This is a genomic window from Streptomyces sp. CB03238 (assembly GCF_002099185.1).
Classification (GTDB): Bacteria; Actinomycetota; Actinomycetes; order Streptomycetales; family Streptomycetaceae; genus Streptomyces.
The window spans coordinates 58,816-71,346 of record NZ_NBCN01000020.1 but is presented as its reverse complement, the minus strand read 5'-3'; the positions used below and the strand labels follow the sequence as shown (position 1 = coordinate 71,346).

Genomic DNA, 12,531 nt, shown 5'->3' with positions numbered 1-12,531 from the left:
GGTGTCATCCTTCGCTCGGACCGTCGGCGAGCGATCGCGCCGTGTTCAGGACGAGCAGCAGTACGCCGTCCGGACCGTCGTTCCGGCTTTCCCGCCGTACGGAACCGGGCACCGTGACACAGCCGTCCGCCGGCCAGGGGTGGGGGCGCCCGTCGAGCCGGAGGCCGAGGTCCGGGCCTCCGGACAGCCGGAGCAGGGTCGTCGACCGCTGCGGGGAGCCGACGGATCCGGGGGCGCCGCTCCCGGCAGGCCACCATTCGAGGACGGCGGTGCCGTCCTTCGTCGCTCCTATCTCGGGTATCGAGGCGAGCACGTCGAGGGTGGCCGGGAAGTGGTCGTCACGGCCCGGAGCGGGCCGTCCCTCGCTCCAGAGGGGCAGGGTGTGGGGGGTCTGGCCGGGTGTGAGGCGGTCCTTCCAGGCGGTCGCCTCCGACGCGACGCGCGCGCGGGACGCCGTGAGGTGCCCGGTGAACCAGGGCTCGGGCAGCTCGACCGTGCCCGGGGTCTCCAGGGGTGCGGCCGGGGTCACCGGCACCGTGGCGGCGGCGGGCAGAACGGTGTCCGGGGCCGCCGGGGCGGTGAAGGCCCGCCTGGGCCTGGACGTCATCACCCGGCGCAGCCGCTCGGCCTCGGCGGCGCGCTGCGGCTCGGTGCTCAGGAACAGGGCGTGGTCGGCGAGGGACTTCTCACGGGTCATCCGGTGGCGCTGGTAGGTCTCGTCGAAGGGCGCCTTGTAATCCTGGTAGTGGCGGTGTTCCACGAACACACCGGGCACCGGGTGGCAGCGGTCCAGGCGCAGGGCGATGTCGAAGACCCACCGTTCCACCTCCCACTGCTGGAAGAGGGTGGGAGTGAAGTAGCCGAGCACGTCGTGCCACGTGCGGGAGACGATCGGGAAGTCGCGGCCGCCGTCGGTGTACTGGCCGTCGTCGAAGTACAGGCACAGCACGTCGTCCCCGTGCAGCGCGCTCAACTGCGTGACCCGGTTGTCCAGGGTGGTGTCCCAGCCGTGGTCGACGTAGACCTGGTCGTCGTTGGCCATCATCAGCAGGTCGCCACATGCCTGGGCGGCGAGCGCGTTCCATGCCTGCGGCACGCCCTCGGGGGGACCCACGACCAGTCGGCACTCGCCGAGCCGGGGCCAGATCCTCGCGGCACGGGCGAACAGCCGGCGGTACGCGGGCAGGGCCGGGTCGTCGTCGTCCACGTACACCATCACCTCGACGCGGCCGGGCTTGACGGCGGTGCGGTGGAGGCTGCGGAGGAAGAAGCCGAGGTTGTCGACGCGGCCTCGACTGGGGCATAGCAGGGACAGCACGCGGTCGGGTCCGGCGTGGGGCACCGGGCGGTACGTCAGCCGCGACCAATGGCGGCGGGGCTCCAGCCGCAGCCAGTAGGCGAGGTCGCGTCGCACGGCCAGAGTGGCGTTGACCGTCGCGAGGACGGGGCTGCGCGCACCCTGCTCGCGCAGGACGGCGGTGGCGAGGTCCTGGAGGTTTCTGTCACGTCTGCCGGGCAGGTGCCCGAGCAGCAGCCGGGCCAGGGTCCGCTCCGCGCTCGGGGCGTCGTGGTCAGACATCGGCTCGGCTCCTCTCGGCGGCCATGTGAGCGGCGACCCAGCGGTAGGTGCCGCGGATCCCCTCGGCCAGCGGGACGCCGGGCGCCCAGCCGAGGAGTTCGCGGCACCGCGTGTTGTCGGAACTGCGGCCGAGGGGTCCCACCGGCCTGTCGGGGGCGAAGCCCATGGTGATGTCCTTGCCGGCGGCGTCCGCGATGAGCCGGACCGCCTCGGCGATGGTGACGCGTTCGTCGGAACCGATGTTGACGGGGGTGGTCACGTCCGAGGCGGCGAGCCGCACCAGCCCTTCGACGCAGTCGTCGACATGGCAGAACGATCGGGTCTGGCTGCCGTCGCCCCACACCTCGATGGTGCCGACGTCACCTTCCACGGCGGCGACCTTGGCACACAGCGCCATCAGTGCCTTCGCGCGCGGCCCGGCATAGGCGGCCCCGGGCCCGTACACGGTGTGCAGCCTGGCGACTTTGACGTCCATGCCGTAGGTGTCGCGGTAGGTCTCGCACAGCAGTTCGCCGGTGAGCTTCTCCCAACCGTACGACATGTCGGGGTCGGCGGGGAAGACCATGTCCTCCCGCAGGGCCGGGCTGTCGGGGTGGTTCTGCAGGTAGCGGGGGTAGACGCAGGCCGACGAGGCGTAGACCAGTGTGGACACGCCCGCGGCCCGGGCCGCCTCGACAGTGTGGGTGGAGATGAGGAGGTTGTCCCTGAGGATCTGCGCCGGAGCGTGGTGGGTCCATCCGATGCCGCCCATGTTGGCGGCGAGGGCGAACACCACGTCCGTTCCCTCGACCGCCCGGCGGCACTGCTCGGCGTCGCGCAGGTCGGCCTCGACGAACTCGTCCGCCGGCGTGGCACGGCGGCCCGCGGCCCGCACCAGGTGGCCGTCGCGTCGCAGCCTTTCGACGAGGTGGCCGGCGATGAAGCCGGAGGATCCGGTGACGAGGACGCGCGTCATCCCGTGCCCCCCGGTTCGTCGCCGCGCACCGGGCGTCGCCGTGCGGTGGCCAGGAGATCCCGTGCCTTGGCCCGCCGGGCGTGGGCGGCCCGGTCACGCGCGCCGGCGCGGTGGTCCACCACCGCGGTGCGCAGTCCCCCCGGGGTGCCTACGGCGCCGGTGACCATCTGCTCGACGCAGGCGCGCAGTTCCCCGAGGATGTCGTGCGCCGCCGTCGGGGGGACGGCCGAGGTGTCGTGGCGCAGCCGCACGGCCAGTCCGCCGTACGTGGCCACCTCGACGACCAGGGGGTAGCCCTCGTCCAGCACCACGTCGATGTCGTCGACGACCAGTCCGGCGACCCGGGTGCCCTGGGCGAGCCACATGGGGAAGTTCTCCACGACGAGGAGGGAGTCGAACAGCCGGTCGTGGCCCGACCAGCGGACGGCCCGGCTCAGTGGAGTGCCGGAGTGCCGCCGGGAATCGGTCAGTCGTCGTTGCAGTGTCCGCAGCCAGGCCTCCGTCGACGGGCCCTTCGCGGTCACGCGGGTGGCCATTGTGTTGACGAACATGCCGACACGTGCGGCGACGCCGGGCTCTTCCGGGTTACGGCCCGACACCGTCAGGCCGAACACGGCTTCCTCGGCGCCGGTGCGGGCTGCGGCGACCAGGCCCCAGCAACCGGTGAGGACGGTGGCGACGGTAACGCCGGTGTCAGCCGCGAACGCCTCCACGGCTGTGACGAGACCCGTCGGCCAGACGTCGGTGGCCACCGCGCGCACCGGGCTCTGGGGCTCCCCGGTGTCGTTCCGGTCCGGTGCGAGCAGGGTGGGACGCGCACCAGCGAGCAGGCCGCGCCAGTGGGCCTCCTCGTCCGGGGACGGTACGGCGTGTGGCTCGGCGGGCGTCGCGGGGCCCGGCTCGTTGGTGGCAGGTGGCTGCTGCGTGCTCCCGAGAGCGGCCCCGGCGAGGGCGGCGTAGTGGTCCAGCACGGCGCGCAGGACGATTTGCTGGGACCAGCCGTCCAGCAGCAGGTGGTGGTGCGTCCACACGATGCGGTGGCGGTCCCTGGCCTCCCGGAACACGGCGACGCGCGACAGGGGCGGATGTTCCAGGTCGAACCCCGCCGCCCGGTCACGGCGCAGGTATTCGGCGAGGGCGGCCCGCACGTCGCGGTCGTGCCAGTGCTCCTCGGTCCAGGGCAGGGTCGCGACCGGGGCGATCCACCGGCGCGGTCCCTCCGGCCCGCTCAGCCTGAACGCGGTACGCAGCGCGGGTTCCGCGGCGTGCACCGCCTCCCAGGCCCTGCGCAGGAGCGGCAGGTCCACCGGTCCGGTGACCAGGCAGTGCGCCTGGACGAGGTAGCCGTCCCGCTGCCGGCCGGACGTCAACGAGTGGAAGAGTATGCCTTCCTGGAGAGGGGTGAGCGGCAGGTCGACGTCGGCTGCGGCGTACGGCGCGGTGGCGGACGGACCGTCCGCGGCCGTGACCAGGAAGGGTGCGGTGCGGAGCCGGTCGTCGGTCAGGGAGAGCCCGGCGATGGTGCGCGCTTCGAAGAGATCGCGTACGGAGACGTCGAGGCCGGCCTCGGCGGCGCGCGCCACGACCACGATGGCGAGCACGGAATCACCACCCAGGGCGAAGTAGTCGTCGGCCACTCCGACGCACGGCACCTCCAGCGCCTCGGCCCAGATGTCCGCGAGGACGGCCTCGGCCCGGTTGCGCGGGGGGACATGGCGCTCGGGCCCCGGCCGCGCACCAGGAACCTCCTCGGCGAGCCAGAGTCCGAGGAGTTCCTCCTGGGCGGGGGTCAGGGCCGCGTCGTCGGAACTCATGTTCGGTCCCGCTCCCCCCGGTCGGCGGCGGCCCGCGCGGCGGCGAGCCGGCTGCGGAGCTCTTCCGGGCTCAAGCCGCGTACACGGTCGCGCAGTTCGGCGAAACGCCGTTCGGGCGACGGCAGCATGACGCGGTCCACCTTTCCGTTCGGCGTGAGGGGGAGTTCCGGCAGCGGGACGTACCGGTGCGGAATCATGTGTGCGGGCAGCCTAACCGACAACCAGCTCAAGATCACAGACGCTTTCGGGGGCCGCTGCGGCGTCATCGGGGCTATGTACGCGTGGAGTTGACGGCCGGACAGCACGACCGCCGCGGCACGGATGCCGGGGTGGGCGCGCAGCGCCGCTTCGATCTCGCCGGGCTCCACCCGGTGGCCGGCGACCTTGATCTGGTCGTCGTGGCGTCCGTGGAAGACATGCAGCCCGTCGTGGCGGCGGGACACGAGGTCGCCGGTGCGGTAAGCGCGGGCGCCTGAGCGTACGGCGCCGGGGTCGGGCACGAACGACGCGGCGGTGGCGGCGGGTCGGCCGAGATAGCCGCGGGTCACTCCCGGGCCGCCGACATGGAGCTCGCCCACGGCATGTGCGGCGGCCGGCAGATGGGCGCACACCACCGTCAGCGTCGCCCCCGCCGCACCGGTGCCGATGGGAACCCGGGCGTCGTCCCCGGGGCCGTCGGCACAGTGATGCACGGCACAGCCGACGACCGTCTCGGTGGGCCCGTATTCGTTGAACACGGCGACCGACGGGGCCATGCGGCGCCAGGCGTCGACGGTGCTCGTGGACAGTTGCTCACCACCGATCACGAGGGTCCGCAGGGCAGGAGCCCCGCCCAGCGGGGCGATCTGTTCGGCCAGGGCGTCGGCATGCGCCGGGGTGACCTTCAGCAGCGTGTGGCCACCGGCACGCAGCGCGCGGCCGGTGGCGGCCGGGTCGTCGTCGGGCAGGAGGTCGACCGTTCCGCCGGTGGTGAGCGGGGCTAGCAAGGTGGTGACGGTGAGGTCGAAGGCGAGCGGGGAGTGCACCAGAGACCGGGTGTCCGCGTCGATGCCGTACTCCTGGACGGCCCAGCGCACATAGCCCGCGAGGCCGCGGTGATGCACACCGACGCCCTTGGGGCGGCCGGTGGAACCGGAGGTGAACATCACGTCCGCGAGGGATTCGGGGTGCACGTCCGGTTCCGGGCCGCACCCGGCCGGCGGGGCGGTGTCGGTGCGCAGCACGGGCACGTCGGCGGGCAGGGGTCCGGTCCGTTCGCCGGGCGCGGCCAGGTACAGCCGTGCCCGCGCGTCGGCGAGGAGGAGCGCGACGCGCGCGGCGGGCCAGCGGGGGTCGATGGGCAGGTAGGCGGCTCCCGCGCGGAGCACGGCGAGGAGGGCGACGACGGTTTCGGGTCTCCGGGTGCCGTGCAGGGCCACGACGTCCTCCGGCCCCAGGCCCCGGGCGCGCAGGGCGGCGGCCAGACGGCCCGAGGCCGCCCACAGTCCCGCGTAGCTGAGCTGGTCGCGGCCGGCACTGACGGCCGTGCGGTCGGGGAGGCGGCGGGCGACGGCGCCCACGAGCCGGTGGACGGGGAGGAACGGCGGTTCGGCGACGGGCACTCGGGGCGTGGCCCGTATGTCGGCGTCCCAGCGGGCCCCTGGATCGCCGGACACGGCGGACAGGGCGTCGGCATAGGAGGCGGCGAGGGAGGCCGTCTGTTCCTCGGAGAACTCGCGAGGGTCGTGTTCCAGCAGGACCCTGAGTCGGCCCGTACCGGACTCCACGTTGAAGTGGGCCGTGAGCGGGACGTACGTCTGGTCCGGCGCCCGCACGCTCGTCGGGTCGAGTGACACCTCGGCGGGCACCTGGTCGTAGAGGTGGAAGTGGGTGTGCACGAACAGCGTGTCGAACAGGCGGGCGGCGCCCCGTTCGCGGTCGAGTCGGGCCAGTGGGTAGCGCCGGTGTGGCAGGAGGGCCCGTTCGGCCGTGTGCGCGGCACGCACCAGGTCCGCCCAAGTGCCGCTCCGCACGGGCAGGCGCAGGGGCACGATGTTGTTGAAGACGCCCACCACGCGGTCCCCGTCGGGGCCTTCCGGGCGGCCGTGGGTCTCCAGACCGGTCGTCACGTCCTCGGTGCCGGCGGTCACCCGGACCACGCGCAGGTGCGCGGCGAGCAGCACCGACTTGAGCGGCACCCGCAACTCGAGGGCCACCGCGCGCAGTCGTTCGGTGACCGGGTCGTCCACGGGCAGCACCACGCGGCGGACCCGGGCGGGGACGGGGCGGGGCACTGGTTCCCAGCGCGGAAGTTGGCACGGGGCGGCGCCGGCGAGCGTACGTTCCCAGAAGTCACGGTGTCGCGGCTCCCGCAGGGCACGGCGTTCGAGGGCGACGAAGTCCGCGTAGCCGAGGCGGGGCGGGGGTGCTCCGGGGCCGGTGGGCCGGACGGCGTCGGTGAGGACCTCGGTGAGCACGGTCGCCGTGCACCAGCCGTCGAGGCCGAAGCTGGCGAGCGTGAGGTGGTGGCTCGCGCCCAGGTCGTGTGCGGTGAAGCGGATCAGCGGGCCGCGGGCGGTGTCGAAGGGCCGCCCCCGTTCCTCCTCCAGCCAGTCGGCCATGTCCGCTTCGGCCGCCGCGGTGCCGAGGACGGTCAGGTCGCGGACCGTGAGGGGAACGTCCATGAACGGGTGGACGAGTTGGAGGGGTTCGGGCCGCGCCGCCAGATCGAAGGTGGAGCGCAGGTAGGCGTGCCGGAGCGTCAGCCGGCGGATCGCCGTGCGCAATGCTTCCGCGTCGAGGGGCCTCCCGACCGTGACGGTGGTCGTGTAGACCTCGTAGCCCGGGTGGTGCTCGCGCTGGAACAGCAGGGCGCGCTGAGTGGTCGACAGCGGGTAGGCGTCCTCCACGTGGGCGGGGTGGGGCTGCGGGCACAGGGCGAACGGCGGCGTGGCGGTCGCCGGCCCGAGGTCCGCCGCGGTGACGTGCCGGGCCAGTTCCGCAGCCGTCGGATGGTCGTAGAGGTCACCGACCGAGAAGGAGATGCCCTCGCGCTGTGCGGCGCCCACGACTCGGAGCGCCGTGATGGAGTCGCCTCCGAGGACGAAGAAGTCGTCGTCGGCGCGGATCCCCTCGGTCGACAGCGCCCGCTCCCACAGGGCGGTGAGCCGGCGCTCCAGACCGGTGGCCGGCGGCTGGTCCGCGTCACGGGTTCGTCCGGGCCGGGCGGCCGCCAGAGGCAGCCGGCTCCGGTCGAGTTTGCCCGCGCCGGTGAGCGGCAGTGAGGGCAGGGTGCGTACGGCGGCGGGGACGAGGTAGGACGGCAGGGTCGTACGGAGCGTCTCGCGGGCGGCCGTGGCCAGCCGCTGAGGATCTTCGTCCTCGGCCCCGCCTCCGGGAACGACGTAGCCGAGCAACTGCCCGTCGTGGGCCACCACGGCGGCGTCCCGGACGGCCGGCAGGGCGCGCAGCGCCTCGGCGACCTCGCCGAGGGCCACCCGGTTTCCGGCGATCTTCACCTGGTCGTCAGTACGGCCGTGGAACTCCAGGGCGCCGTCGTGGCGAAGCCGGGCGAGATCGCCGGAGGCGTAGAGCCGGGCACCGGATTCCTCGGCGTACGGGTCCGGGCGGAAGGCGAGGGCTGTGGCGGCCGGGGCGTCGAGGTACCCGCGGGCGGGGGCGGCGCCGCCGATCCACACCTGACCGCGCGCGGGCGGCGGAGCAAGCCGGCCATGGGCATCAAGCACCCTGATCACGGTGTTGGCGAGGGGGCGGCCGATGGGAACCGGCCCCCGCTCCCCCGGCTCCCGGTGCCAGGCGGTGACGTCGATCGACGCCTCGGTGGGCCCGTACAGGTTGTGCAGCTCCGCGGTGAGGCGCTCGTGGAAGCGGGAGGCGGCGCTCTCGGACAGTTCCTCGCCACTGCTCAACACCCTGCGCAGCGCTTCGGCGTTGCGCGGCCGACGGGTGGGGTCGTGTGCGTCGAGGAAGCCGACCAGCACCGAGGGGACGAAGTGGGCGGTGGTCACCTGCTGTCGGTCCATCAGGTCCCGCAGGCGCTCGGCGTGGCGGTGCGCTCCGGGCGGCGCGACGACCAGGGTGGCGCCGATGGTGAGCGGCCACATCAGTTCCCACAGCGAGACGTCGAAGGTGACCGGCGTCTTGTGCAGGACGCGCTCGTCGGCACCGGGCCGAAAGGCCTCGTCCATCCAGACGACGCGGTTGGCGAGGCCGCCGTGGGTGAGGACGACGCCTTTGGGGCGCCCAGTGGAGCCCGAGGTGTAGAGCACGCAGGCGGCGGCCTGTGGGTGGACGGGGCCCAGCGTCCCACGGCGCGTACGGGCGGGGGCGGCTGTCACGTCCGCCGGGTCGAGCGCGACGGGGGCCAGCGCGTGGCCGGCCGGCTCCTGGGTGAGCACGGCGCGGGCACCGCTGTCCTCGGCGATGAGGGCCCATCGGGCGGGCGGGTCGTCCGGGTTGACCGGGACCGGGACGGCACCGGCGCGCCAGGCGGCCAGGTAGGCGACGGGCAGCCATACGCCGCGAGGCAGAAGGACCAGGACCCGGTCCTCGGCGCCGACGCCGGCGGCCCGCAGGCGGGCGGCCAGCGCGGCGGTCGCGCGCTCCAGGGCGGCGTAGCTGAGGGTGTGCGCGGTGCCGTCCGGTTCCTCGGCGGTGACGGCGGCGGCGTCGGGCACGACTGCTGCCCGGCGCGCCACCCGCAGGTGCAGCGCGTCGGCGGGTGACCGGTCCCGGTGCGGCCCGTGCTGGGCCGCGCGCAGTCGGTGCGTCCTCGCGGGGTCGAGGACCGGCTGCCGCACCAGGGGCTGTTCCGGGTGGGCGGCACACGCGCGCAGCAGGGTGGTGAGGCGTGCGCCGAGGAGCTCCACGGTGGCGGGGTCGAACAGGTCGGTGTCGTACTCCCAGACGCCGACCAGCTGTCCGCCCACCTCGGCCACTGAGAGGGAGATGTCGAACTGGGCTCCGCCGGTCTCGACGGGCACGCTGTGCAGTGTGTGTTCACCCACGTGCAGGGTGCCGGGCACGTTCAGCGCGAGGGCTCGGAAGCCGTCATCGGCGTCACCCTGTTCCCGCTGCATGACGAAGAGGGTGCGGACCAGCGGCACGTGGGCCGTGGAACGGGCGGGCCGCAGTGCCGCGACCAGTTCGGGGAACGGCACGGCGTGGTCCAGGGCGTCCAGGACGGTGGCGCGTGTGCGTTCCAGGAAGGTGCTGAAGGTGTCACCGGGGGCACGTCGGGAGCGTATAGGGAGGGTGTCGACCAGGTGGCCGACGAGGTCGGCGGTGGCGGCGCGCCGGCGGTCGGCGGCGAGCATGCCGGCGACGAGGTCCTCCTGTCCGGTGCAGTCGTGCAGTACGGCCAGGTGGGCGGCGAACAGGGCCTGGAACAGGGTTGCTCCGTGTGCCCGGGCGACCGCGCGCACGGCGGTGAGGGCCGCGGCGGGCAGCCGGAAGGCGCTGCGGGCGCCCTTGAAGGAGCGATGGGCACGGCGCGGCCGGTCGACCGGGAGGGCGGCGGCGCGGTCAGCGGTGCCGAGGACGTCGCGCCAGTGGGCCCACAGCCGGTCGCCGTCCTCTTCCAGGCTCCTCCGCCGGGCCTCGGTGTGGGTGGCGAAGTCGGCGGCCCCCTGGTGCTCGGTCGCTGGAGTATCAGCGGCGGTGGGCTCCTCGGGGCCGAACAGTTCGCGCAGAATCGTCACGAGTGACCAGAAGTCGGCGACAAGGTGGTGCGCGTTGATCAGCAGGACGCCGTCGCCCGGGCCCCGGCGGAACCAGGTGAACCGGACCGGCGGGCCGTCCTCGAGGGCGAACGGCGCGGTGGCCGCGCGCTGGAGGGTCTGGGTGAGGGCGGTCTCGGTCATCCCGGACGCGTCCACACACACGAGTCGTGGTCCGGTCGGGAGCACCCGGTTGACCGGCTCGCCGTCCCGGTCGGGGAAGCAGGTGCGCAGCATCGCGTGGCGGGCGACCACCCGGTCCACGGCGGCGGCCAGCCGGGGCTCGTCGAGCGGCCCTTCGACGCGCAGTGCCCTGGCCAGGTGGTAGGCCGTGTTGCCGGGCACCGCGTGGTGCTCGAACCATACGGCTCGCTGGCCCGGCGAAAGCGGGAACTCCCGAACGGCCGCGCCGGGTGGCGTGCGCGGGGTGTCCGGGGCCTCGTGACGGGCCGTTACGCCCGTGGTGTCCTCGGGCTCCGCCGCCAGAGCGCTCAGGATGAGGGCGGCCACGTCCTTCGCCGACGCGTCGCCGAGGAGGGCGGTAAGCGGCAGCACCACGCCGTAGCGGTCCTCCAGGTCCTGGTGCGTACGCAATGCGGCCAGTGAGTCCAGGCCCGCGGCGACCAGGGTGGTGTCCGGGGCGGTGGCCCCGGCCCCGGCACCGTCCGGGGCGGCGACCGTACGCAGGAGCGCCCGGGACAGCAGGACCAGGGCCCGGTCGCGTGTCACCGAGCGTAGGGTCGCCGGGGTCGGCCAGCCAGGGTCGGCCGACGAGCCGGGCAGGGGTACCCGGGTGAAGACGGCCGACACGGGCAGCACGCCCTCGCTGTGGCGGTCCCGGCACCACTGGCGGCGCACCTTGCCGCTGGTTGTCTTGCGGACGGTGCCCCGGGGCACGAAGGCGACCTCGTCGATCTCCACGCCGTGTGCGGCGAGGACGGCGGCCCGCACCGCCGCGGCGGCCGTGGCGGCCTCGCCGGGGTCCGCGCCGTCACGGAATTCACAGACCAGTACCACCGCTTCACCGGCGTCGCCCCTTTCCAGGGAGAAGGCGGCACTGCAGGACGGCCGCAGCAGCGGATGCGCGCGCTCCGCCGTCCACTCCAGGTCCTGGGGGTGGTGGTTGCGTCCGCGTACGACGATCAGGTCCTTGTGCCGGCCGGTGACGTACAGTTCCCCGTCGACCAGGGCACCCAGGTCGCCGGTGCGCAGATGGCGCGGTCCGCCGGGCTCCAGCCGCGCGTTGAGCGCCTCCGACTCCTCGGGCCGGCGCCAGTAGGAACGGGCCACACTGGGACTGTCGACCCAGATCTCGCCGATCTCTCCCGGGGCGCAGGCGCGGCCGGTGGCGGTGGCGACGATGCGAATGTCGGTGTGGGGCACGGCACGGCCGCTGCTGACCAACGGCACGGCGTCGGCGCCCGGTTCGGCCGGGCGTACCTCGCCGGCGCGCAGCGCTGCGGCGTCGGCCGCCAGGACGCGGGCCGGGGAGTCCTTGGGTGTGCCGCTCACGATCAAGGTGGCCTCGGCGAGACCGAAACAGGGAAAGGCCGCCTCGGCGCTCAGCCCGTGTGGCGCGAAGCGCCGGTGAAAGCGTGCGAGGGTGTCCGCGCGTACGGGCTCGGCGCCGTTGTAGGCGACCCGCCAGCTGCTCAGGTCGAGGCCCTCGGTCTGCTCGGGGCGGATGCGTCCGGCGCACAGTTCGTACGCGAAGTTGGGGCCGCCACTGGTGTGGGCACGGTACCGGGAGATGGCGCGCAGCCAGCGGACGGGGTCGCGCAGGAACGCCTCCGGTGGCATGAGGACACCGCACGCGCCCAAGTAGAGCGGCTGGAGGACATTGGCGACCATGCCCATGTCGTGGAAGAGCGGCAGCCAGCCGACAAAGGTCGATTCGGCGTCGTGCCCGCACGCCTCAGCGATCATGCGTTCGTTGGCCATGAGGTTGGCGTGGGTGACGACGACGCCGCGCGGCTCCCGGGTGGAGCCGGAGGTGTACTGGAGGAAGGCCGGGTCGTCGCCGTCGGGCGTGCAGGCGGGGCGCGGCGCGCCGCCGGGCGCCACGGAGACGGAGACGTCCAGGCATGGATGGCCGTCCACGGGGCTGTCGGTCAGGACGACGGCCGGTTCGGCGTCGGCGACGATCGACGCGAACCGCTCCCGGCCGGGGCCACGGCTCGGCACGTCGCAGGGCACGGCCACGACGCCCGCGTACAGGCAGCCCAGGAAGGCCAGCACGTAGGCGGGTCCGGAAGGGTATGCGATCACCGCGCGCGATCCCGGGGGGCAGCGCTCCGCCAGGGTCCGGCCGACAGCCGCGACCCGGTCGCGCAGCGCAGCGAAAGTGAGCCGTTCGGTCTCCTTCTCCCCGTCCTCGAGGAAGACGTAGGCCGTGCGGTCGGGTGTGGCGTCGGCGTGCCGGAGGAGCGCCCCGATGATGTGGGTGGCCCGCCCGGAAGGGGGTCG

General features: G+C 73.9%; 4 protein-coding genes. All 4 read right to left on the bottom strand.

All coding sequences use genetic code 11. The features are described from left to right. Positions 1-4: 4 nt before the first annotated feature. Genes BKD26_RS29635 through BKD26_RS41655 form a run of 4 tightly spaced genes read right to left on the bottom strand, consistent with a single transcriptional unit; the run spans position 5 to position 12,501 of the window. The gene (locus tag BKD26_RS29635) at positions 5-1,579 is read right to left on the bottom strand and encodes a glycosyltransferase family 2 protein (protein WP_084904500.1); all 1,575 of its coding nucleotides are present in this window, start codon (positions 1,577-1,579) and stop codon (positions 5-7) included. Next, positions 1,572-2,534, bottom strand: coding sequence for an NAD-dependent epimerase/dehydratase family protein (locus BKD26_RS29630; RefSeq protein WP_084904497.1), 963 nt, complete (start codon positions 2,532-2,534; stop codon positions 1,572-1,574). Before BKD26_RS29630 ends, BKD26_RS29635 begins: the two co-directional genes overlap by 8 nt. Beyond that, positions 2,531-4,348: a condensation domain-containing protein gene (locus BKD26_RS29625; protein ID WP_084904494.1), complete on the bottom strand. Its 1,818-nt coding sequence runs from the start codon at positions 4,346-4,348 to the stop codon at positions 2,531-2,533. Before BKD26_RS29625 ends, BKD26_RS29630 begins: the two co-directional genes overlap by 4 nt. Further along, positions 4,345-12,501: a non-ribosomal peptide synthetase gene (locus tag BKD26_RS41655; RefSeq protein WP_241518908.1), complete on the bottom strand. Its 8,157-nt coding sequence runs from the start codon at positions 12,499-12,501 to the stop codon at positions 4,345-4,347. Before BKD26_RS41655 ends, BKD26_RS29625 begins: the two co-directional genes overlap by 4 nt. Between the last annotated feature and the right edge of the window lie 30 nt (positions 12,502-12,531).